The sequence below is a fragment of the Polynucleobacter sp. P1-05-14 genome (assembly GCF_018881675.1).
Lineage (GTDB): Bacteria > Pseudomonadota > Gammaproteobacteria > Burkholderiales > Burkholderiaceae > Polynucleobacter.
This window is the reverse complement of record NZ_JACVPV010000029.1, coordinates 553753-576574: the sequence shown is the minus strand read 5'-3', so window position 1 is coordinate 576574 and position 22822 is coordinate 553753. Positions and strand designations below refer to the sequence as shown.

Annotated in this window: 27 protein-coding genes and 1 pseudogene; 15 read left to right on the top strand and 13 right to left on the bottom strand. The window is 44.4% G+C overall.

The window, feature by feature from the left end:
- Window positions 1-241 (bottom strand): transposase (locus ICN37_RS11440; RefSeq protein WP_216157659.1); only part of this gene is annotated, 241 nt, incomplete at its 3' end.
- Between the two features lie 70 nt (window positions 242-311).
- On the opposite strand from ICN37_RS11440, the pseudogene ICN37_RS11435 reads away from it, so the two are divergent.
- A pseudogene (locus ICN37_RS11435) lies at window positions 312-551 on the top strand (IS30 family transposase); the annotation flags it as partial.
- Between the two features lie 120 nt (window positions 552-671).
- Here ICN37_RS11435 and ICN37_RS11430 read toward each other — a convergent pair.
- Entirely contained in the window at window positions 672-1700 is a 1029-nt protein-coding gene (locus ICN37_RS11430) for a calcium:proton antiporter (protein ID WP_216157656.1), read from the bottom strand.
- Window positions 1701-1810: 110 nt separating this feature from the next.
- Here ICN37_RS11430 and ICN37_RS11425 point away from each other — a divergent pair, with 110 nt between their 5' ends.
- Window positions 1811-2173: a sirohydrochlorin chelatase gene (locus ICN37_RS11425; RefSeq protein WP_216157653.1), complete on the top strand. Its 363-nt coding sequence runs from the start codon at window positions 1811-1813 to the stop codon at window positions 2171-2173.
- Here ICN37_RS11425 and cobA read toward each other — a convergent pair.
- The 3 genes from cobA to ICN37_RS11410 form a co-directional block, all read right to left on the bottom strand.
- Entirely contained in the window at window positions 2096-2902 is an 807-nt protein-coding gene (gene cobA, locus ICN37_RS11420) for a uroporphyrinogen-III C-methyltransferase (protein WP_216157771.1), read from the bottom strand. The two genes, ICN37_RS11425 and cobA, sit on opposite strands and share 78 nt — an antisense overlap.
- Window positions 2903-2965: 63 nt before the next feature.
- The gene (locus ICN37_RS11415; protein ID WP_216157650.1) at window positions 2966-3556 is read right to left on the bottom strand and encodes a DUF934 domain-containing protein; all 591 of its coding nucleotides are present in this window, start codon (window positions 3554-3556) and stop codon (window positions 2966-2968) included.
- Window positions 3553-5259, bottom strand: coding sequence for a nitrite/sulfite reductase (locus ICN37_RS11410; RefSeq protein WP_216157768.1), 1707 nt, complete (start codon window positions 5257-5259; stop codon window positions 3553-3555). Before ICN37_RS11410 ends, ICN37_RS11415 begins: the two co-directional genes overlap by 4 nt.
- A gap of 180 nt (window positions 5260-5439) precedes the next feature.
- Between ICN37_RS11410 and ICN37_RS11405 the strand changes: the two genes are divergently transcribed.
- From ICN37_RS11405 to ICN37_RS11390, 4 genes are all read left to right on the top strand, one after another.
- Window positions 5440-6717: a serine hydrolase gene (locus ICN37_RS11405; protein ID WP_216157647.1), complete on the top strand. Its 1278-nt coding sequence runs from the start codon at window positions 5440-5442 to the stop codon at window positions 6715-6717.
- A 110-nt stretch (window positions 6718-6827) separates the two neighbouring features.
- Entirely contained in the window at window positions 6828-6980 is a 153-nt protein-coding gene (locus ICN37_RS11400; protein WP_216157644.1) for a hypothetical protein, read from the top strand.
- A gap of 249 nt (window positions 6981-7229) precedes the next feature.
- Window positions 7230-7721 (top strand): helix-turn-helix domain-containing protein, encoded by a 492-nt coding sequence (locus tag ICN37_RS11395; RefSeq protein WP_216157641.1) that lies wholly within the window; start codon window positions 7230-7232, stop codon window positions 7719-7721.
- The gene (locus tag ICN37_RS11390) at window positions 7714-8439 is read left to right on the top strand and encodes a nucleotidyl transferase AbiEii/AbiGii toxin family protein (protein ID WP_215321533.1); all 726 of its coding nucleotides are present in this window, start codon (window positions 7714-7716) and stop codon (window positions 8437-8439) included. The genes ICN37_RS11395 and ICN37_RS11390 overlap by 8 nt, the downstream gene beginning before the upstream one ends.
- 4 nt (window positions 8440-8443) lie before the next feature.
- Here ICN37_RS11390 and ICN37_RS11385 read toward each other — a convergent pair whose 3' ends face one another.
- Window positions 8444-8803, bottom strand: coding sequence for a hypothetical protein (locus ICN37_RS11385; protein ID WP_255538523.1), 360 nt, complete (start codon window positions 8801-8803; stop codon window positions 8444-8446).
- A gap of 14 nt (window positions 8804-8817) precedes the next feature.
- The gene (locus tag ICN37_RS11380; protein WP_215321535.1) at window positions 8818-9042 is read right to left on the bottom strand and encodes a hypothetical protein; all 225 of its coding nucleotides are present in this window, start codon (window positions 9040-9042) and stop codon (window positions 8818-8820) included.
- A gap of 186 nt (window positions 9043-9228) precedes the next feature.
- Between ICN37_RS11380 and ICN37_RS11375 the strand changes: the two genes are divergently transcribed.
- Genes ICN37_RS11375 through ICN37_RS11365 form a run of 3 tightly spaced genes read left to right on the top strand, consistent with a single transcriptional unit; the run spans window position 9229 to window position 11106 of the window.
- Window positions 9229-9807 (top strand): HdeD family acid-resistance protein, encoded by a 579-nt coding sequence (locus ICN37_RS11375; protein ID WP_215321536.1) that lies wholly within the window; start codon window positions 9229-9231, stop codon window positions 9805-9807.
- A 34-nt stretch (window positions 9808-9841) separates the two neighbouring features.
- A complete protein-coding gene (locus ICN37_RS11370; RefSeq protein ID WP_215321537.1) occupies window positions 9842-10018 on the top strand; it encodes a hypothetical protein in 177 nt (58 codons plus the stop codon).
- Window positions 10018-11106 (top strand): acyltransferase family protein, encoded by a 1089-nt coding sequence (locus tag ICN37_RS11365; RefSeq protein WP_216157635.1) that lies wholly within the window; start codon window positions 10018-10020, stop codon window positions 11104-11106. The genes ICN37_RS11370 and ICN37_RS11365 overlap by 1 nt, the downstream gene beginning before the upstream one ends.
- Here ICN37_RS11365 and yjgA read toward each other — a convergent pair.
- Genes yjgA through ICN37_RS11350 form a run of 3 tightly spaced genes read right to left on the bottom strand, consistent with a single transcriptional unit; the run spans window position 11103 to window position 12247 of the window.
- A complete protein-coding gene (gene yjgA / locus ICN37_RS11360) occupies window positions 11103-11630 on the bottom strand; it encodes a ribosome biogenesis factor YjgA (RefSeq protein ID WP_215321539.1) in 528 nt (175 codons plus the stop codon). The genes ICN37_RS11365 and yjgA overlap by 4 nt on opposite strands.
- Before the next feature lie 31 nt (window positions 11631-11661).
- Window positions 11662-11979 carry a helix-turn-helix domain-containing protein gene (locus ICN37_RS11355; protein WP_216157632.1) on the bottom strand — a complete coding sequence of 106 codons (318 nt, stop codon included), beginning with the start codon at window positions 11977-11979 and terminating at the stop codon, window positions 11662-11664.
- 40 nt (window positions 11980-12019) lie between these two features.
- On the bottom strand, window positions 12020-12247 hold the full coding sequence (locus tag ICN37_RS11350) for a type II toxin-antitoxin system RelE/ParE family toxin (RefSeq protein ID WP_216157629.1): 228 nt from the start codon (window positions 12245-12247) through the stop codon (window positions 12020-12022).
- 189 nt (window positions 12248-12436) lie between these two features.
- Here ICN37_RS11350 and ICN37_RS11345 point away from each other — a divergent pair, with 189 nt between their 5' ends.
- From ICN37_RS11345 to ICN37_RS11320, 6 genes are all read left to right on the top strand, one after another.
- Window positions 12437-14062, top strand: a complete 1626-nt coding sequence (locus tag ICN37_RS11345; RefSeq protein WP_216157626.1) for a GMC family oxidoreductase — start codon at window positions 12437-12439, stop codon at window positions 14060-14062.
- Entirely contained in the window at window positions 14055-14972 is a 918-nt protein-coding gene (locus ICN37_RS11340; RefSeq protein ID WP_216157623.1) for an EamA family transporter, read from the top strand. Before ICN37_RS11345 ends, ICN37_RS11340 begins: the two co-directional genes overlap by 8 nt.
- Before the next feature lie 135 nt (window positions 14973-15107).
- The gene (locus ICN37_RS11335) at window positions 15108-16292 is read left to right on the top strand and encodes an ABC transporter substrate-binding protein (RefSeq protein ID WP_216157620.1); all 1185 of its coding nucleotides are present in this window, start codon (window positions 15108-15110) and stop codon (window positions 16290-16292) included.
- Between the two features lie 141 nt (window positions 16293-16433).
- Window positions 16434-17312, top strand: a complete 879-nt coding sequence (locus ICN37_RS11330) for a branched-chain amino acid ABC transporter permease (RefSeq protein WP_216157617.1) — start codon at window positions 16434-16436, stop codon at window positions 17310-17312.
- Entirely contained in the window at window positions 17312-19240 is a 1929-nt protein-coding gene (locus tag ICN37_RS11325; protein WP_215321545.1) for an ATP-binding cassette domain-containing protein, read from the top strand. The genes ICN37_RS11330 and ICN37_RS11325 overlap by 1 nt, the downstream gene beginning before the upstream one ends.
- Before the next feature lie 30 nt (window positions 19241-19270).
- Window positions 19271-19999, top strand: coding sequence for an ABC transporter ATP-binding protein (locus ICN37_RS11320; protein WP_215321546.1), 729 nt, complete (start codon window positions 19271-19273; stop codon window positions 19997-19999).
- A 55-nt stretch (window positions 20000-20054) separates the two neighbouring features.
- Here the strand turns inward: ICN37_RS11320 and ICN37_RS11315 are convergent, their stop codons facing one another.
- The 3 genes from ICN37_RS11315 to ICN37_RS11305 form a co-directional block, all read right to left on the bottom strand.
- On the bottom strand, window positions 20055-20555 hold the full coding sequence (locus tag ICN37_RS11315) for a hypothetical protein (protein ID WP_216157614.1): 501 nt from the start codon (window positions 20553-20555) through the stop codon (window positions 20055-20057).
- Window positions 20556-20636: 81 nt separating this feature from the next.
- A complete protein-coding gene (locus ICN37_RS11310) occupies window positions 20637-21452 on the bottom strand; it encodes a sulfite exporter TauE/SafE family protein (protein ID WP_216157612.1) in 816 nt (271 codons plus the stop codon).
- 3 nt (window positions 21453-21455) lie between these two features.
- Window positions 21456-22700 (bottom strand): FAD/NAD(P)-binding oxidoreductase, encoded by a 1245-nt coding sequence (locus ICN37_RS11305; RefSeq protein WP_216157609.1) that lies wholly within the window; start codon window positions 22698-22700, stop codon window positions 21456-21458.
- Window positions 22701-22822: the final 122 nt, after the last annotated feature.

Genomic DNA, 22822 nt, shown 5'->3' with positions numbered 1-22822 from the left:
TGAGGACATCAGCTTGGAGCTGAACCTCCGCATACATCTTCTTTAAGCGGGCGTTCTCAGCTTCAAGCTCCTTCATGCGGGCCATCATTGAGGTGTCCATGCCACCGTATTTGGCACGCCACTTATAGAAGCTGGCGATGCTAATGCCGTGTTCACGGCATAGTTCAGGGGCTGGCATGCCAGCTTCGGCTTGCTTAAGGATGGCCATGATTTGGCTATCGGTAAAGCGGGAGGTTTTCATAGAATTTCCTTTAAATCAAACAACTTAGAAATTCTACTTTTAAGTCACGTTAAGGGGTGGGGGTATTACCCTTCAATCAACGACGTACTTTGCGGATCCGTTTGCTAGTTGGCAACGTGGATCAAATGAAAACTTCAATGGTCTATTGCGGCAATACATCCCCAAAAAGAGACCGCTATCTACTGTGACCGATAAGGAGCTTAGAATGATCCAAGACCGTTTAAACAACCGACCTAGAAAACGATTAGGATTTAAAACCCCCAATGAAGTATTTATGCAGTCCTTAAACCGTGTTGCACTTCGTGTTTGAATCTACGAGGTGATTTATCCTCTCTTTATGGCGCTTATGAAGTGCATCATGGTTAAGCATTAATCCTGTTTTCGAAAGCTTGTGCTTGCCATAAGACGCAGTTGCAATATTTTTCTAGTTTTAAGGCACCAAACTTAAGAATAAGTATTCAAAAAAGATAATGAGGTGAACTACACCTTGGAGTAGGGTAGTTCTGCCAATAGCTAGTGTTAAGGCACCAATAAAAAAGGTGAGATACATCAGCGTCATATTCAGACTGCTGATACCTAAGCTAAGCGGTAGGTTAAAGTAAATTGCAATAGCGGCAATAGTAGGGATCGATAGCCCAATACTTGCCAGTGCTGAACCTAGGGCTAAGTTCAAACTGCTTTGTAAGCGATTGGCTTTAGCTGCTCTAACAGCCGCAAATCCCTCTGGCAAAAGGACTAACATTGCAATAGCGATACCCACAATTGTTTTGGGTGCTCCAGCTGCTTTAACGCCCGCTTCAATGGCAGGGCTCAATAGCTCAGCAAGGCCGACAACCACAATTAGCGAGAGAATGAGCAATACAACACTTACTGTAGTCTTCAGATTGCTAGGCTTTGGCGCATGAAAATTAATATCCGTTTTTTTCTCTTCTGTTTTGGGTAAGTAGTAGTCACGATGACTCACTGTTTGGAAAAATAAAAAAGCCCCATACAGAGCAAAACAGGCAATGCCAGCAAAAGCTAGTTGACTTTTGGTAAAGTCCGGACCTGGTGTGCTGGTGGTGACTATTGGCATTACTAAAATAAAAGTAGCCAGCGCCGTTAATACGGCCAACGCTGAGTTCATTCCCTCATTACGAAACGACATTTCATGATGATGCAGGCCACCAATAAAGATACACAAACCGATGACACCATTGATCACAATCATGACCGTGGCAAATACAGCATCGCGTGCAATATATTCTGAGCCATCATGTCCTGAGAGCATCATCGAGATGATTAAGGAGACCTCAATAATGGTGACACTAATGGCCAGCACTAAAGCGCCGTAGGGCTCACCAGTTTTATGGGCTACTACCTCAGCATGATGCACAGCGGAGAGTACACCCCCAATTAGGGTGACTGCCATCAGGCCAATAAACCAAGTCTGGTTAGCTAGGGAGTGAAGCGTTACCATGAAGAGACCTTATCTAATGGATGCAAACACACTTTTGTGAATTTGCGGTTAAGCTTGTCATTCAAGAAGCATTTATTTTGACAGTTTGTAATGAGAGTTTATAGGTATTTATGAAGGCAATCATTCTTTTTGGCCATGGTGCTCGAGACGCTCGTTGGCGTGAGCCCTTTGATCGACTGGCAGAGCTTTGGCAAGCGCAGCATGGAGCTGTACCTGTAGAGCTCGCATTTCTGGAGATGATGCAGCCTTCTTTAGAAGAGGCAGTCGCTACCTTGGGCGCTAAAGGCGCCAGGGATATAACTGTCGTACCAGTATTTTTTGGTCAAGGTGGTCATTTGCGCAATGACTTTCCGGTATTGCTAGATGCTTGCCGAGAAAAGTTTTCTCAGATCACTTTAAGCACGACGCCGGCTGTTGGCGAAAATGTTGCTGTCTTGCAAGCCATTATTGATTTTGGCGCTAGTGCTCTGTGATGGATCTCTTAAGGCTTCGCCAACCATAATCAGTGCGGGTAAGCTGCTGTCAAACCAAGCATCCGCTTTGCCGTCAGCTAATTCTTGCAGAGTACTACTCCAAAGACGTTCGCGTGGTGTGCTGACTGCTTCCAAAATTTGCACGGGTGTATCTTGCTGGTGAGAACCGCCATGTTGCCATTGCTCAATTAAGCGCTGAGCAATCTTGGCAGCATCTTTGCGACCCATGTAATACACCAAGGTATCTGCACAAGGATTGGCAATCGGATGTCCAGCAGTTAAGTTTTCAGTACCTTGGGCTAAGGTCACAAAAGCAACGCTTCTCGAAACGCCCCGTAAGGTAAGAGACTGACCAATACTGGCTGCGCCAGCCAATGCTGCTGTAATTCCTGGCACCACTTCCACTGCAAGGCCCGCAGCCTTCAGCGTTTGAATTTCTTCATCGGCACGCCCAAACAGCATAGGGTCACCACCTTTAAGACGCACTACAGTCTGGTATTTCTGAGCAGCATCGACTAAGCGTTTATTAATAAACTGCTGCGCAGAAGAGAGCTTGCCACAGCGCTTGCCTACTGCTACTTGAACTGCTTGTGGGCAAAGATGGAGCATTTCTGGATCAACGAGTGCGTCATAAAAAACAATATCAGATTGTTCTAGTAGTTTTGCGCCGCGCACCGTAATGAGATCGACTGCACCTGGACCAGCGCCAACTAAATATACTTTCCCCAATTGGCCAGGGAGGCTTTGGTATGGAGTGTTAATAGAGGTTGTACGCATATTGAAATTATGAATTTAGGCGATCAGAGTAGCGCGCTTACCACGCCAGCTATTCTGAGTAGTCACAGAGAACAAATCAAATTGCTTTAAAGCCACATCCGTTTTTTGATCAGGGCGTAATGCAAAGCTATCAAAGCCAACACGAGCACCTTGCAAGAGTTGATCGATGAGCACGTCACCAATAGCGCGGATTTCACTGGCCCAATTAAAGCGATCGCGTAGTAGCGCGGCAGTGCTAAAGCTTCTACCATCCCTAAAGATGGGGAAGTGGGCGGCAACAAGCGGCCATACTGCTTTGCCTTGTTCAATTAGGTCGGCATGCTTGAGGATATCTTCATCAGCCGCAAACCAAACACCAATCTGACCATTTTTGGCTTTAGCCTGAATGTCAGATTCATTGTGATGGGTGATCCACCAACCAAATGGTACGAGCACTTTCTTTTTGCCGTGGTCTAAATCCGGGAGTCTTGTATTCGTACCTTCATCTTCGTTTTTACTATTATTGCCACTCCAAATAAGCCATTCATTGGTAGCTAGGCTCGGTTTTTGCCCTTTTGGAATGTGCAAAGTTTGCTCGTGAGCTGGGATCGTATTGATATTGCTCATGATGCATCCCCAACAGTCTCTAACTTTTCTTTTTTCTTGACATTCTTGTAGGCTACTTCTTTAAATGGAATGACTCCTAAACGGCGATAAGCATCGATAAAAGATTCATCTTCATTACGCTGTGCCACGTAGGTGTTGATCACATTAGTGATGACATCTGGGATTTCATCAGCATAGAAAGAAGGGCCAATGACTTTGCCAATAGAGGCCTCATTACCTTGTTCACCACCCAAAGTGATTTGATACCACTCTTCGCCGTCTTTATCGACACCTAAAACACCGATATTGCCAACGTGGTGATGGCCACAGGAATTAATACAGCCAGAAATATTCAGGCTAATGTCACCTAAATCAAATAAATAATCTAAATCATCAAAGCGCTCTTGAATTGCCTTTGCAATTGGGAGAGATTTTGCGTTGGCGAGTGAGCAGAAGTCGCCACCAGGGCAGGCAATGATGTCAGTGAGCAAACCAACGTTTGGCAAAGCTACTTTTTGTTTCTTCGCTTCTTGCCAAAGTTCGCATAACTTAGCTTGCTCAACATCAGCCAGCACTAAGTTTTGTTCATGTGTGGCGCGCAATTCACCAAAACTATATTGATCGGAAAGATCGGCAATGGCATTCATCTGCGCAGTGGTTGCATCACCAGGTGCTACAGTGCCATGCGGTTTTAAAGACAGAATCACGCTGGCATAGCCTGGCACTTGATGTGGTTTTACATTGCGCTCTAACCAACGAGCAAATGCCGCTTGCTCAGCTTCAGTAACAGTCTTAATGATTTGTTCATTGCTTAATGCAGTCAATGCCTTGTATGCTGGCTTTGTAAAGTGCTTAGCAACACGATCCCACTCGGCTTGGGTGAAGTTGTCATCACCATTTTTAATATGAGCCCATTCACCTTCAATTTGACGAGCAAATTCTTCAGGACCTAAGGCTTTCACCAAAATCTTGATACGAGCCTTATAGAGATTGTCTCGTCTACCAAAGCGGTTGTAAACGCGTAGTAAGGCAGTGAGATAGCTCGGTAGTACATGCCAAGGAAGCCCTTGTTTAATGAGAGAGCCAAGGATTGGGGTGCGACCCATGCCGCCACCTGCATAGATGTCAGCAGTGAGTTCGCCAGCAGCGTTTTTCTTAAGCTCGATACCCACATCATGGCAAAGTAATACAGTGCGATCTTCTTTGGCGCCGTTGACTGCAAATTTAAACTTGCGTGGCAAGTTTGCAAATTCTGGGTGTAGGGTTGACCACTGACGCAAGAGTTCGCAAATCGGACGAGTGTCTACATATTCATCGCCAGCAACACCAGCAAAGGCATCGCTCGTAATATTGCGAATGCAGTTGCCAGAGGTTTGAATGGCATGCATTTCAACCTTGGCAAGTTCAGCCAAGATATCGGGAGTGTCTTCTAGTGTTACCCAGTTGTACTGAATATTTTGGCGTGTAGTGAAGTGGCCATAACCACGGTCATACTTTTCAGAGATAAGTGCCAAGGTACGTAATTGCTTTGCACTAAATAAACCATAAGGAATGGCAACGCGCAGCATGTAGGCATGGCGTTGGTGATATAGGCCATTTTGTAGTCTTAGAGGGCGGAATTCTTCCTCAGCTAAGCTGCCATCTAAACGCCTGGCAACCTGGTCCCTAAATTGGGCAACCCGTTGATCTACAAGGGTTTGGTCGATAGAGTCATATTTATACATAGCCATCGATTGTCATGTATTTTCAATATTCCTTCAAATACTCAAAAATCTATTCTATATATCCAAAACCGTATAAAAGAGCCCAAAATTACATATTTTGTGAAAACTCTGCTTCAATAGCTTCAGAGGAAGCCAAATTCCCAAGAATTGCCATTAACAACAATAAAAAGTGGAGACAGTATGAGAAAAATGCAGGCAACCAGCCTTATTGCTGGTTTATTAGTTAGTGCAAGTCTATTTGCAGCCGATACATCAAAAGCGCCATTGCCCCTCAGCGCGACCCCGGGGCAAGGATTTAGCCAAGAGGGTCTGAAAAGAATCGATGCATTCTTTGCCGATCAGATTGCTGCAAATAATATGGCTGGTGCCGTTCTAGCAGTTTCTAAAAACGGTAAGTTAACGATTTTTAAACCTTATGGATATTTAGATAAAGCAAACAACAAGCCGATGACTACGGATGCCATTTTCAATTTGGCATCGATGACCAAGGTAATGGCTTCAGTGAGTGCGCTCACTTTTTATGAAGAAGGCAAGCTTCCATTAAATGCGCCGATCTCCAATTGGCTTCCGCAATTTAAGGATATGAAAGTCGGTCAAGTAGATGCTGATGGAAAACTCAATTTAGTTCCTGCAAAAAATCCAATCACCATTCAAGATTTGATGCGCCATACTAATGGCCTTACTTATGGTGGTCGTGGTGCCACTCCAGTCCATAAGACCTATCCAGCTGGATCTGCACCAGCAGCTGTGCAATACACCGCTCAAGAATTTATCGACAAGTTAGCTAGCAACCCCTTGCTCTATGAGCCAGGCACTGCATGGGACTATGGTTTTGGTCTAGATGTGCTCGGCATTATTGAAGAGAAAATAGCTGGCAAATCCTTAGGCGCAGTAATGCAGGAGCGTATCTGGAATAAAGTCGGAATGCCAAATACTACTTTTGATCTTGCTGAAAAAGATCGTCCACGTTTAGCGCAACCATTGCCATTAGATCCATTGACTGGCAAACCACAGAAGGTCGATATTCATACACAGAAAGTAAAGTTTGATTGCGGTGGTTCATGTGCGTACTCAACGGCTGGTGATTACATTCGCTTTGGTCAAATGTTGCTTAATGGTGGAAGTCTCGATGGCAAGAGAGTGCTAGGACCTCAAACAGTTGCCTTTATGACATCTAACCACCTCAATAAGGACATTAAAAATAATGTGAGCGGCACTGAGCCAGGACGTATGGGTTATGGATTCGGTTTGGGTGTAGCGGTTCGTACGGATAGAGGCCTATCAGCCATTAACGGTAACGTTGGCGACTTCACCTGGAACGGCGCTTACGGAACCATTTTCTGGGTTGACCCCAAAGAGCAGATGGTTGTTGTGATGATGGGTGTTGCACCAGGAGAAATTCGTAAGGTGCATCGTGAGCAACTTAATGCAGTCATTTATGGAGCGCTAGAGAAGTAATGCATCTAGGTACCATTATTTGAGTATGATTTTTCTGCTCTTTAAAATAAACGCAGTCACTAAATATGACTGCGTTTTTTATTGCTTCAACTTTTCCTAAGGAGCTCAATATGATGCCAATTACTCGTGTGGGTAATCAATCTGTTGCCATTCTGAGTCGGAATAAAGTTGCTGGCTATTTTGTGCCTAAAAGTGCTCTGGATATTATTGAGTTTAAGCTGGCCAAGATAGGTCATGTTATTGACTATCTTTACGATAAATAACAAGAGCCTGGTGTGACTTTCGACGCTTGGGGGATTGATACCGTCTCAGATAAAAGACTGAAATTGTGTTGGTGTAGAGGTTAGGAAGTTAGTTGCCCCAATTCTTTGGCGTGAAAGCCCATATTTCCGAGAGCGCTATAAAAGATTGGTGACATAGGTAAATTAGCATCTGACTAGTATATTGATTATTTCTCAATATTGTTTCCCATAGTTTACAAATATTCATAAATGTATATAATGGGAAACATTATGACTATAACTCCCAATAATCAAACCATACAGAATCTGCCTGCCCTTGTGCACTTGGGAGGGCAGATTACCGCTAGAAGAAAGGCCTTGAAAATTCGCGCTCAATCATGTGCTGGAGCAGCCGGTATTTCAAGGGTCACATTGCACCGTATTGAGAGGGGTGAGTCAACCGTCAATATGGGTGCCTATCTGCAGGTATGCGAGGTACTGGATTTGCATTTGGGCTTAGTTCCCCTGGGTAATCAAGGGATTGAGGAGTGCGCAAAACAAATTGCAGGCCCTGATACTCCGCACCTTCGAATTAAGGACTATCCGCAATTAAAAGCATTGGCTTGGCAGTTAGATGAGGAGGAGTATTTAACGGATGCTGAGGCAATATCAATTTATGAGCGGAATAAACGTTTTTTAGATTTAGAGCATCTTGAAAATCATGAGAGAGAGTTAATGCAAAGACTGATTATTAATAGAGGTATGGAGCAGTTGTTTGTTTAAGCGTAAACACCATCAAAACATTGAACATGTTTTGACTCAGTTAAATCATCATTTATTAAAAGAGCATTGCTGTTACTTTGGTGGAGGTACTGCAATTGCACTATTACAAGATGAGTATCGTGAGTCCGTAGATATTGATTTTTTAGTTTCTGATGTGAATGGCTATCGAAATCTACGCCAACTTCTAACTGGGCCTGATGGTATTCATGCAATTAGCAGCGATAGTAGCGATTTGATACTGGTCCGCGAGCTTAGGGCTGACCAATATGGAATCCGCACAATCATTCAGTCAGGCGAAAGTAAAATTAAATTTGAGATTGTTTTGGAGGGACGTATTTTATTTGATGACCCCGGCCCCAAAGATCGAATTGGTAATATTTTTACATTATCGAGAGTTGATTTATTGGCAAGCAAGTTGCTAGCTAACTCTGATCGCTGGAATGATGATGCTGTGTTCAGTAGAGACGTAATTGATCTTGTCATGCTTAACCCACGTAAGTCGGAGTTAAATGATGCACTTGAAAAATCTTATGCTGCTTATGGAGATAGTATTCATAGGGATCTCCAGAGGGCTATAGATGCTTTGTTATCTCGTGAGGGTAAGCTGGAGAATTCAATGAAAAAACTACAAATGAACTTGCCAAGAGCATCGCTATGGCAAAAGCTCGCCGACTTAAAAACAAATCACAATCAATACTTGAATGATCGGCAAAGCTAATTTGTTAAAATTTAAACTCTCGATAGTGTCTATAGAGGTTAGCAATCGATGCAAAGCCAAGCACCACAATCAGAACGGCAAATAAGTATTCAGTTGTGAGATAAGTAAAGATCTCCAGGTGAATCAAGATCGCTGCACCTATAAAGGCGGCAATCGATCCAAAAGCCACAAGTCTGAAATTGGGAATAAAGGCACCCAAAGTAATGGCGGCAAACACTAGGTAGAGCTCAGATACCAACTGGTCAGCAGTTACAAAAATACTATTGGTGAACTCTGGGTTGATAAATTTCCCCAAGACTGCAATGATCAGAATAGAAGCCAAGATCGCAAAGTTCAATTGCGCTTTAACTAAGACTTCTTTCAATTGGACGCCCATTTTTATGAGGCACTGCCGTTAAATACAAGACTTATCCCAATCCATAGGATGACAAAGGCAACCAAGACAGTGGAGCCGATTTTCTTTAGGAAGTACTCGAGGGTATCCATATAGGCCTCATCGTTTCGGCCAAAGTAATGGTCAAAGCGTTTCCAGAAAAGACGCCCTACGACTAGAGGCAGAAGTATGGCAACGATGCCTAAAATAACGGTAAGGGTGTTATTCATGAGGGATAACTTTCTTTGCTAACAATCCCCATAGCTGGGGGTGTAAAAGGATAAAGAATACCCTTATTTATTTTTTGCCCTGCCGGACTCAGGTTTAGCGAGCAAATTAGTAATATTCGAGCTCAAACTGGGTTTATTGATACAGTAGAGGCTACTTTTGTAATTACTCCAACAGAAAGCATTCATATGGCCGAACTCAACACCGCACAGATTAATGAAATTCGTACCAAAGTATTGGGCGCAGCTGCCAAGGTTCCTGGCGCCTTAATTGGACTCGGAATTTTATTTATCGTGCTCGGAATGATTGGTATCGCAGGTCAGACATTATTTTCTTTTATCTCAGTAAATATTTTAGGGATCTTCTTATTTGCTGGCGGCATCTTGCAAGGCGCTCATGCTTTGAAATCACAAGGCTGGAAGAGCGTTGGAGTGCAGCTCGTTTTAGCTACCCTTTACATTGTGGCTGCAATCTTTACTTGGGCTTTTCCAATTCCAGCGCTTGAGGCAATTACATTGTGGCTCGCTGCCATCTTTTTTGTGACTGGCGCATTGCGTTTGATCTCGGCATTTCAGCATCGCCACTTCCGCGAATGGTTCTGGCTGGTACTATCTTCAGCAATCTCGATCTTGATGGGCGTACTGATCATGAATGGTTATCCAGAGTCTAGCCTTTGGCTGCCTGGTATGTTGATCGCTATTGAGCTTTTGCTGCAAGGTTGGTCATTGCTCTTCATGGGCTTGGCAGCTCGTTCATTGACTAAGTAATTGAAATTCGTTCACTAGTGTAGAGAGCTGCATCATGACCATGAAAAAAACGGATCTCTATAAGAATCTGGCTTTGAAAACTGCGCAGGGAATGAAAAACGCTGCCAAGTCTCCTAAGCTCGGCGTTGCTGAGAAGGCTAAATCCAAAAAAGAACTAGCAAGCGCTAATCCCTTGCTAGCTTCTTTGATGGGTAAGACCAAATCTAAGTAGTGCAGTCCAAAAACCACTTTCTTCTCGTTGATTTTTTAAAGACCTTTGCAGCCTTAACCATCATCCTGCATCATTTCTCGAGTTATGGGCAAATTGCAGAAGATGCAAGGCTGCTGCTTCCAGGAGTGATGACTTGGTTGTTTGAATATGGTCGTTACGCAGTACAGATCTTTTTAGTCATGGGTGGCTATTTGGCTGCTCAATCATTGACCCGCTCCAGTGATCTGAAGAATGCTCGTAATGTGTTGAAAGTAATCTTTAATCGTTACTTGCGATTATTTGCTCCCTATGTAGTGGCGCTCATTCTCACGATTGTTTGTGCTTGGATTGCGCGCTTCTGGGTTCGAGATGAGTTTGTTGGCGAATCAGAAACCCTAGGACAATTTTTAGCCCATTTATTTTTTCTGCAAGGCATCTTAGGTTTAGATTCGATTTCTGCTGGCGTTTGGTATGTGGCGATTGATTGGCAGCTCTATGCCATTCTGGCAATCATGTTGGGGATGTTTCCCGGCTTACGCTCCCTGATATGGATGCTGTTGGTGCTCTGCGTAGCATCCTTACTATTTTTTAATCGCTCTGGCGCTTATGAAAACTACTTCATTTACTTTATAGGAGCCTATGGACTGGGCGTGCTGGCACAACTTTGCAAGAACTATCCCGACCCTAAAGTAAATCGATTTGCCAGAATTATGTTTGTAGGGGTGGGTGTAGTCATTGTTGTTTCAAGCTTTCACCAAATTTGGCTCAGAAATATATTGGCCTATATGGTCGCGATTGCCCTCATCCTTTGGGGGGACTCGGCTTACAAAGATCAGAAACAAGATCAGAAGCGCCCTCAACATCAGTCCAGAAAACACAAGCTGGTCAATATCATTCTCAGGGGAAGCAGAAGATCGTACTGTGCTTTCTTAATTCATTTCTCGTTTGTCTTGCTGGCAAATACGCTATATATAGCTTGGGGAATGAGCGCCTTTCATAACGGCGTCATGGCGCTTGCCTTGATATTGGTTGCTGTGGTAGCTACCTGGGTGACTGCAACTTATCTTTATCGCTGGGTAGAAGTACCAGCTCGTAAGATCAAGCTTTAAAGGCCCATATCTTTAAGAACGCGAAAAATTTCGCGGTAGGCCTTAGGTGGTTTGTTTTGTTCTTTTTCGCGACGCGCATTCCGAATTAAGGTGCGCATATTCTGAATATCCATATCGGGATATTGTTCAATCATCTTAGTGAAGACTTCATCATTCGCAATCAGTCGATCGCGATAGCTTTCTAAAAAATGTAGCTTGGCAGTCTCAGCTTTACTTACACCCTGAATCGCATCCAAGCGCTTCTGGATCGCGTCTAATTCCTCTTCGTCTAAGAAGCGCATGAGTTTTCCAAGATATTGCTTATGACGGCGAATCGCTTCAAAGCTTTTAATTTTATTGGTCTCTGCAACCGCAGCCTTAATGGCCTCATCCATGGGAATCGTTTTTAAGGCATCACTGCTCAAAGCTGCCAAAACTTCAGCCAACTTCTGGCGTTCGGTCATTTGGCGCTTTAGTTCTGACTTGCTGGGCCCATCATCAGGGTCAACTAGCTTGGGAGTGCGATTCTTCTCATTAATATGCATATTGCTATTTTAGACGGGTATTGAACTTTGACTATTCTTTGTTGATTTTCTGCTTTAGTAGTTTCAGATCGGCACTAGAAAATAACTGGCTTCTTCCAATGAATGATGTAGGCTTTAATCTGCCAGCCTGAACGTACCTTCGCAAGGTGGGAAGTGAGATTTCTAAAAATTCTGCTGCCTCTTCTGCTGAGAAAGTCGCGTTTCGGAGGTGTCCAAATACTTGCTCATGCGTATAGTCATTCTCCTGAAACGCATTGACGGCAATTAATGAGAAAAATTTAATACGTTCTTTTGAGGACATTTTTTGCACGTGAGCATATAGATCCTCTGCTGTCATGGATTGAGTCATATGTGGTACTCACTTTCTCTATTGAGGTAGATTGAAGTCGTCATTTGAGTCGAATAGATTTTTTTAACTGGGTATAAAAATTTTCATGAGATCCAATTTGGCAAAACTCAATCCAGATTATTTTTATTTCATCGGCAAAATGATCAAACTGGTAAGCCATTAAATATTCCTGAGCATTAAAGCGAAACTTGTAAACAAATACCCCCTGCAGATCACCAAGCTTTTGTTGGCCTATCCTCGGGTTATCGCAAACTTCAGCGATCCTCATTTCAATTGTTAACTGCAGAGGCCTGGAGGCCTTTTTTACAAATTAGGCAAAGGATTTTTTATAGGTGGTTCTTATGATCTAATATTAGATCAAATGTGATTCTATAACAAATCAACAAAAATACCAACAAGTACCTGAATTTTTGTATTGGTAAATAATAGGATCAACTTTGTTTTAAGCAGCGAATATATGACTCAAGCAAATACTTACGATTACATCATCATCGGAGCGGGTAGTGCTGGCTGCATGTTGGCTAAGCGTTTAACTGAAAATCCCAACAAGAAGGTCTTGTTGATTGAGGCTGGCAAAAACGATAACTACATCTGGATTCACATTCCAGTTGGGTACTTGTATTGCATCGATAACCCAAGGGCGGATTGGCGTTTTAAAACAGCTGCTGAAAAAGGCTTGAATGGCCGCTCATTGTTGTATCCCCGCGGGCGTGTTTTGGGCGGATGCTCATCTATTAACGGCATGATTTATATGCGCGGCCAAGCGGGCGATTACGAATCTTGGGTGCAAGCAACGGGTGACGATTCTTGGTCTTGGGAAAACGCACTGAGGCGCTACAAATCATTTGAGGATTACCACAGCGCTGCAAATGAGTGGCATGGTAAGGGTGGTGAGTGGACTGTTTCAAGGCAGCGCTTACGTTGGCCCATCATGGATCGCTTCAAAGAGGCCGCAGTTGAAGCAGGTATACCAGCCTCAGAGGACTTCAATTGTGGTGATAACTTTGGCGTGGGTTACTTCGATGTGAGTCAACGTGCTGGTTGGCGCTTAAATACTTCCAAAGCTTTTTTAAGGGACGCAGCAAAGCGATCCAATCTCACGGTGTTAACTCAAGCCATTGTTACTAAGCTCAAAATTGATCTCGCTACTAAAAATTGTCTTGGGGTTGAATACATCAAGGATGGCCAATCCCGCGAAGCCTTATGTGCCATCGAGCAGGGTGGCGAAGTGTTATTGAGTGCAGGCGCGATTGGTAGTGTACAAATACTGGAGCGCTCCGGTGTTGGCGCTGCTGCACATTTAAAGCAATTGGGCATCCCTGTGATCGCTGATCTCCCGGGTGTTGGCGAGAACTTACAAGATCACTTACAGTTGCGCATGGTGTACAAGGTGAATGGTATTAAGACCTTGAACACCAAAGCCAATACGCTGTTAGGAAAGATGATGATTGGCTTGGAGTATCTCTTCAAGCGATCTGGCCCAATGTCAATGGCGCCATCACAGCTCGGTGCATTTGCCTATAGTTCACCAGAGCAAAAGCGTGCCAATGTGGAATATCACGTACAACCTTTGTCATTAGAAAAGTTTGGTGAAGACTTGCATTCATTTAATGCCTTTACGGCAAGCGTTTGCAATGTACGCCCTACCTCGAGGGGTTGCGTTCACATCAATTCGATCGACCCCGAAGCGCCACCAGTCATTAGCCCAAATTATTTGTCGACTGATGAAGATCGCAAGGTAGCAGCAGAATCTCTGCGCTTAACTCGTAAGATTGCCCAGCAGGCCGCCCTGGGTCCTTACGCTCCCGAGGAATACAAACCGGGCGTGCAATATCAAACGGATGATGAGCTGGTTAAAGCGGCGGGGGACATTGGTACAACCATCTTCCATCCGGTGGGCACTTGCAAGATGGGTCGCGATAACGATCCGATGGCGGTGCTCGACTCTGAATTACGCGTGAGGGGCATTCATCATCTGCGTGTAGTCGATGCTTCGGCGATGCCTACGATTACCTCAGGCAATACTGCTGCCCCCACCATGATGATCGCTGAGCGCGTGGCGGAATTGCTGACGCGTGCCTAAGACTTCACAGAAAAGCTATTCATTACCCGCTAGTCATCTATTGCTGGCGTTAGCCATTGTGGCAGTGTGGGGCACAAACTTTGTCGTGATTAAATTGTCACTCGCAGCTTTTCCACCATTTTTATTTGCCGCACTGAGATATACCTTTGCATTTCTTCCTCTGGTCTTTTTTGTGCCAAGACCTAAAACATCTTGGGTCAATCTTTGTATTTATGGTTTGGCAGTGGGCGTGGGGCAGTTCGGAGTTCTGTACTTTGCGATCAATGGTCGTATCTCCCCGGGCCTCGCTTCTCTGGTGATTCAGACTCAGGTATTTTTTACTATTGGCTTTGCGATGTTTTTTGCCAAAGAGCGTTTACGTACTTATCAAATGCTGGCGGTGCTAGTTGCCATGACTGGCTTGGGAATTATTGCGCTGCACACCGATGCCACAACCACCTTCTTGGGGCTTGCTTTGGTGGTATTTACCGGCTTTTCTTGGGGGGTTGCCAATACGGTTAGCCGCAGGGCAGGCTCTATTAATATGCTGGCCTATGTGGTTTGGGCGAGCGCTTTTGCGATTCCTCCTCTATTTGCGATTTCTTTCCTTTTTGAGGGCGGGTGGGAGCACATGAATACTTCCTTAACCTCAGCTCCAGTAGGGGCATGGGCCGGCGTACTTTGGCAGTCCTGGGGAAATACCATCTTTGGCTATTCGGCTTGGGCCTGGCTCCTTTCTAAGCATCCGGCGGCAGTGGTGGCGCCTGCGCCTTTGCTGGTACCTATTTTTGGCATGGGGGCTGCAGCCTATTTCTTAGGAGAGTCTTTGCCGGCATGGAAAATTTTGGCAGCAGGTCTGGTAATCCTTGGACTGATCATCAACCTTTTTTGGCCAAATATTGAACGTAGCCTTAAGCAGCGATTTTCATAAGCCTCTAGAGCTAATGTAAAACCCTAATACAAAGTCCTTTTTTTGCCTTTGTATTAACAGTAAGATTACTGTTCGTTTTGGTTTTACCTATAAAAAAGTATTTATTAATTAGCAATTTTTAGTCATGGAGACTTTATGAACATTCGTCATCACATTTTTGCAGTAGCCGCTGCTGCAATGCTTACAACCGGCGCATATGCTGCCGATATCAAACTTGGTGTTGCAGGTCCATTTACTGGTGGTTCATCCTCAATGGGTGTCAGTATGCGTGACGGCGTTCGCCTTGCTGCAAAAGAAATTAATGCTGCTGGTGGTATCAACGGCAACAAAATCGTTTTGGTTGAGCGCGATGATGAAGCGAAAAACGAGCGTGGCGTACAAATTGCACAAGAATTGATTAACAACGAAAAAGTAGTAGCTACTTTGGGTTACATCAACACTGGTGTTGCATTGGCATCACAGCGCTTTTATCAAGAAGCAAAGATCCCAGTAATGAACAACGTAGCTACAGGCACATTGATTACTCATCAGTTCCCTAATGCTGCTGAAAACTATGTTTTCCGCAATGCCGCTCCTGATGTCATTCAGGCTCCTATGATTGCAAAAGAAGCCGTTGAGAAGCGTGGCTTGAAGAAGGTGGCTATTTTGGCTGACTCAACAAACTATGGCCAGTTAGGCCGTGAGGACTTAGAGAAGGCATTGAAAGGTTACGGCGTTACCCCAGTTGCAACTGAAAAGTTCAACATCGGTGACGTTGACATGACTTCACAGTTACTCAAAGCAAAGAATGCTGGAGCCGACGTTGTGTTGACATACGCAATTGGACCTGAGTTGGCACAAATTGCTAACGGTATGGCAAAGTTGGGTTGGAAAAAGCCAATCATTGGTAGCTGGACATTGTCTATGGCTAGCTTCATTGATACAGCCGGTAAGAACGGTAACGGTGCAACCATGCCTGAGACTTTCATTCAACAGCCTGCAACTACTCCAAAGCGTAAGGTATTCGTAGATACATACCTAAAAGAGTTCAAGCCAAAGAACGGCATCATTGCTTCTCCAGTATCAGCAGCTCAAGGTTACGATTCTGTATACCTATTGGCTGCAGCTATCAAGCAGGCAAACAGCACAGAGGGACCAAAGATTTTGGCGGCATTGCAAGATCTGAAGACTCCAGTTGACGGCGTTGTAATGACTTATAACAAGCCATTTACTGCGACTGACCATGAGGCTATCAAGGCAAAAGACGTGGTGATGGGTGTAGTTGAAAATGGCCGCGTTGAGTTCTTAAATGCTGAGGATGCTACAGCGAAAAAGAAGTAATTTAAGCTCTAAGGCAGGCAATCTAAATAATTATTTTGCACTGCAGCATTAGATAAAGCAAAACGCCGCCCATAAGCGGCGTTTTGCTTACAATGTCGGATTCGTTAATAAAACAGTTTTAAGAATATTTAGGCCAATAACATGGACATGTTTGCACAAATCCTCTCGAGCGGCATAGCGGTGGGGATGATCTACGCGGTCATCGCTTTCGGCTTTCAGCTCACATTTGCCACATCTGGCACCTTGAACTTCGGTCAGGGTGAAGCGCTGATGTTAGGTGCTCTTGTAGGTTTAACTTGCGTAGATACCTTTGGCATGAATTACTGGGTGATGATTCCAGTGGTTTGCTTGTTTGGTATGTTGCAAGGTAGCTTTGTAGAGCTCATCGGCGTCCGTCCTGCAATCAAGATTAAATCGGAGTTTGGTTGGATTATGTCTACCATCGCTCTCGGTATTATTTTCAAGAACGTGGCTGAAAATATTTGGGGTCGTGATGCATTGCCATTTACATCGCCGTTACCAATGGAGCCAATGAGTTTCTTGGGTGCAAATATTCTCCCAATGGAAATTTTAGTAGTCGTTGGCGCATTAGTGATGATGTTGTTGGTAGAGTTCTTTAACCGCAAAACTATTTACGGTAAAGCGGTTGTTGCGACAGCAAACGACCGTGATGCAGCTGGCTTGATGGGTATTAATACCAGCGTAGTCATTACCTTCTCTTATGCACTTTCCTCTTTAACTGCAGCGTTCGCGGGCGTATTGATTGCACCGTTAACCCTGACTGGCGCAACCATGGGCGGCGCTTTAGGCCTGAAGGCTTTCGCAGTTGCGATTATTGGCGGCTTATCTAGCGGCCTCGGCATTATTGTTGGTGGCTTGATTCTTGGTATTGTAGAAACGGCAACTGGTTTTTATATCTCTACTGGTTACAAAGATGTGCCTGGTTTGATTTTGTTATTGCTTGTATTGGCGTACAAACCATCCGGTCTCTTCGGTAAATCTGCGATTAAGAAAGTTTAATGATGAAGAAGTCTCTGTTACCACTATTAATTGCTATTGCCGGATTATTTATTTTTCCGTTGGTAATTCATAACCCTTATTACATTCACTTAGCTGAAACAATTCTGATTTACACCATTTTATTATTTGGTTTGGATATTGTTGTTGGTTATGTTGGTCAGGTTTCATTGGGCCACGCTGGATTATTTGGTATTGGCTCATACACAGCTGGCATTTTGTTCTTCCATCTCGGGCTTCCAATTTGGGCCACTATTCCTGCATCTATTATTGTCACAGCCATTTTTGGCGGCATTTTGGCATTGCCTGCTCTCAAGGTAGTTGGTCCTTATTTGGCCATGGTGACCTTAGCCTTTGGAACCATTGCGCAGATCCTTATTAATGAAATGGATTGGTTAACCGAAGGTCCGTTGGGGATAAAGCTAACGCTCCCAGAGTTAATGGGAACGCCGATGAGTAACGCTGAGTATTTTTGGCTAGTTTCTGCAATCGCAATTTTGGCTTTAATTGTGGTGGATCGTTTTGTGAAGTCACAGATGGGTCGTGCATTTGAGGCTTTACGGGATAGTCCAGTTGCTTGCGACTGTATGGGTGTTTCCGTATACCGCTTTAAGGTGATTGCATTTGTGATTAGCGCTGGCTTTGCTGGTTTAGCTGGTTGTTTATATGCCTATTCTGAGCAATATATTTCACCAAACACCTATAACAATGAGCTGGCTGTTTTGTTTTTGCTCGGGATTATCATGGGCGGACGTAAGTCACGTTTAGGCGCGATTATTGGCGCAGCTATTATTGTGCTGTTGCCAAAATTGTTAGATGACATCAATCTATTCCGTATCGTCGCTTCAATCATTGCAGTCGTGGTGGTAGTGGGTGCTGGCATGGCTCTATCTAAGAAGATAACCACTCCAAAGCGTGTAGCTCTTCCTATTATTGGTGTGGTGGGCTTAGCAGCATTTTCATTCTGGTTAAATAGCATTTCTGATTGGCGTTTGAGTATTTTCGGCTTCATGATTTTGCTAGTGGTGTATTACTTGCAAAGCGGTATCGTTGGTTTCGCGAAAAGCTTCTACCAGGCGATGGTTGGCAAGGCTAAAACTACTCGCGGCGGCGATCACGAAGAGGTGGATGATTCCATTAACTTCATTAGTACTGTTGCCAATCAAAATACGGGTGCTGAGCTCCTGAAAGTGGACTCTGTATTGATGCAGTTCGGCGGCTTAAAGGCATTGAACAATGTTGATCTCAGTATTAAGCGCGGCACTATTCATGGTTTGATCGGCCCTAACGGTTCCGGTAAGAGCACCATGATGAACGTGTTGACTGGTATTTATGTGCCTACAGCCGGTAATGTGTTGTACGCAGGCGAAAGTGTTGTTGGTAAGACTTCTTCCGATATCGCTTTGTCTGGTATCGCACGCACCTTCCAAAACGTTCAGCTCTTCGGCGAGATGACTGCTATCCAAAATATTTTGGTTGGCTTGCATCACACCTTCAAATCCAACATGGTGGAGATTGCTTTGCATCTGCCACGTTACAAGAAAGAAGAAGCTGAAGCACATGCACGTGCAATGGCATTGCTTAAATTCGTTGGTCTAGATGATTTAGCCAATGAAGAAGCACGTAACTTGCCATACGGTAAGCAACGTTTGCTGGAGATTGCTCGTGCCTTGGCATTGGATCCTGAGTTGCTCTTGTTAGATGAGCCAGCTGCTGGTTTAACAGCGCCAGACATCAAAGAACTCTTGCGCATTATTCGTAAGATCCGCGATAGCGGTATTACTTTCATCCTGATTGAACATCACATGGATGTGGTGATGTCAGTTTGCGATACCGTTTCTGTATTGGACTTTGGTCAGAAGATTGCAGAAGGTAAGCCAGCTGAAGTTCAGGCAGACGAGAAGGTGATTCATGCCTACTTGGGTACTTAATCACTAGAACATATTGAATCGGTAAATACCATGTTATCTATTAAGAATCTTGAAGCAGGCTACGGCAAAGTAAAAGTCCTCCATGGCATCAATATTGATGTTCCTAAAGGACAGGTGATTACTTTGATAGGCTCAAACGGAGCTGGCAAAACTACCACCATGCGCGCTATTACTGGCATGATTAAGCCAACGGCCGGTGAAGTTACATTGGGTGGCGAAAAAATTGACGGTTACGACTCTCATAAAATCGCCCGCCTAGGTTTGGCTCACAGTCCTGAAGGCCGCCGCGTGTTTACAACAATGTCCGTCACTGACAACTTGTTGCTCGGTGCGTTTCCACGCTTCACAGGTAGCCGCCCAAAAGGTGACATCAAGCATGACTTAGAAAAGTCTCTTGAAATGTTCCCGCGCCTTAAAGAGCGTCGCAATCAATTGGCTGGTACCTTGTCTGGGGGTGAGCAGCAGATGTTAGCAATGGCTCGTGCTGTGATGCTGAACCCGGAGATCATTCTTTTGGATGAGCCATCCATGGGCCTTGCTCCAATCTTGGTTGAGGAAGTATTTAGAATCATCTCTAACTTGAAATCACAGGGTGTAACCATGTTGTTGGTTGAACAGTTTGCTGCTGCAGCTTTAAACGTTGCTGATTATGGTTATGTGCTGGAGAACGGCAAGATTGCTACTCACGGACCTGCTGCAAAGCTCAAGGATGATCCTGCTGTGAAAGCGGCTTACCTGGGCGGTGCTGGTAGTCACTAAGTAGCTGTCTAAGCTGAAAGTAATAAAAAAGCCCTTAGTAATAAGGGCTTTTTCTTTAGCTAGATAAGAGCTTTATAGCCTCTCGAATCAGCAAAGCGCGAAAGCCCATGTAAAGGGCAACCAAAGTAAAGCCAATCAAGAAGAGCTTTGGAATCAATGCGCCTTCGGCTACTAGTTCACTATTCAGTAAGCCTATAGCTACCGCAAGAAAGAAGGCTGCGCCCAAGCACAATACAACCCAATTTTCATTGCTGGCTACTTGCTGGGTTTGATTGTTATAGGCAAGAACCTGAAAGCTACCACCCTTTGGGTATCCCGATACGGTGATCTGATCACCATCGGTAATTTTCATGGGGGATGAAAACTTTGCTTCGACTGCTGTATCGCCCAAATTAAATTTGGAGATAAAAAAGCGTTTGTAATACTGCGAAGAGTGGTCGTGAGTAGGCTTTTCTGGGTTTACGTACTCCAGTAGCTCATTATTGAGATTGCTTACCGTGCCAGAGACGGCGCTAATGGAAGTGGATAGAAAGGTGCTTGGCTTTGGAATGGACATCAGCAGAACTCCTAAAAGGCTAAAGCTGAGTATAAAGAGGAGGGAGGACAGTGGTTTTTTAGGGGTCACTAAAAGATGGCGTCAATGATTTATTGCTTTGATCATTAAGCTCACGGCAATGATCAACGTAAAGACTGCAAATATTTGCTGGATTCTAGGGCCGCTTATTTTTCGCTCCAATACTTTTCCTAGCAGAAGTCCCAATAGCGAACCACAGGCAAAAGGAATTGCAATGGCTGTATTCAGAGTTCCGGATGCAAGGGAGATAAAGGCACCCCCAGCAGAAACAATTGCGAGAACACCAAGTGAGGTGGTAACAATTGATTTCATTGGCAGGTCAGTGAATTTATTTAAGGCGGGAACTAGAATGAATCCGCCACCAACACCTAATAGGCCCGATAAAAATCCAGCAATGGCGCCAGAGAACATTAGTGCACGAGCACACGGCACTGTCCAAATCAGCTTTCCAATTGATGAGTCTAGTTGACAGGGTGGACTTTTAATTTGTGGAAGGGGTTTTCCGGAAAGATTTCTGGCAACCTGTAAAAGCATCCGAATAGAAACGTACATCAACACCAAGCTAAATAATATTAGTAGCGGAGTATTCGGTACCTTCTGAGCTAGCCATAAACCAGCCGGGGATAGGACCAGGCCAAAAATCGCCATTAACATGGCTGCTTTATAGCGAAGTGCTTTGGCCTTGAATCCAATTACAGCGCCTGCAAAAGCCGAAACAGTAATTGCTGTTAATGCTATCGGGCCTGCCTCTGACATTGGCAGATGCAGAAGAAACACCAGTAATGGTACTGATAAGATGCCGCCCCCAGCCCCCGTCAGGCCCATTAAGACGCCAACAAATACTCCAATTGCTAAGGTTAGGTAGGGCAAAAAGTCCATCAATTAATTTTCAAATGGACGCGCTAACCACTCTCTTCCCTTGAGCATCGCATTCCAGTAAAGCCAAGGAAGAACATCTTTCTTCAGAATCCAAGCGAGTCTTGTAGCCTTAAGTGGATTAATGAGCCAAGGAAAAGTGGGCAAGAGTTTTCCACCAAAGCCAAACTCTGCCAAAACAATTTTCCCGTTCTCTACCGTCAGTGGGCATGAGCCATAACCATCATATTTAGTTGGCAGGGGTTTGTTGTGTTTTGCTGCTAGTAAGTTCTCTGCGACGACCACAATCTGTTTTCTGGCTGCTGCAGCAGTTTTAGAGTTTGGCGACGAGCAGCAATCACCAAGTCCGAAGATATTCGGGTGGCGAGTATGTTGAAGGGTGAATTGGTCTACATCTACAAAGCCATCAGCATTGGAAACAGGGCTTTCCTTGAGGCAGTCTTGAGGGCCTTGCGGGGGTACTACATGTAGCATGTCAAAGGATTTTTCAACCTGCGTAACATTTCCATCTGCATCCTTGACTGCAAAAATCGCTTTTTTAGCTGGGCCATCCACGGAAATGAGATTGCTATTGAAATTGAGTTTGGCGTTATATTTTTTGACATATTCCATAAGTGGCGGGACAAAGTCGGCTACACCAAAGAGTGCGCCACCCGCATTGTCTAACTCAACCTCAATATTGTTTAGGCGACCTTGCTTCTGCCATTCATAGCAAGATAGATACATTGCCTTCTGAGGTGCGCCAGGGCATTTGATTGGCATAGGAGGTTGAGTAAAAATGGCTTTCCCAGACTTCAGGCCTTGAACAAGTTCCCAGGTATAAGGAGAGTACGTATAACTATAGTTAGAGGTCACCCCATTTTTACCAAGTGTTTCCTTTAGCCCGGGTATAGCATCCCAGTTTGTCTTAATGCCTGTTGCAATTGCTAGTTGCTTATATTTAACTGCAGCACCATTACTAACCAGAACTTCATTGGCCTCTGGATTGAAGCCCACAATCTTCTCTTTAATCCAGCGCACTCCTGATGGAATGAGATCTTTAGTTTGACGACGACTATTTTTGACGTTAAATGCACCGCCGCCCACTAGCGTCCAAGAGGGTTGGTAATAGTGCTCTTCAGAGGGCTCAATGATTGCGATATTTAGAGAGTGGTCTCTGGATTTCAGGCTAGCAGCTAAGCCTATGCCAGCAGCGCCACCGCCTGCAATTACTACGTCAAATACATTGGAACTCGAGTTTGCTGAAGTCATACTATCTCCACCTCTATGTTTTATTAGATCTAGGTCAATAAAATAGCTTGAATTATAGTGATTGGCTATCAGGGTTTATGATTAGTCTACATTTTTATATAGTATTTATCATAAAATAAATC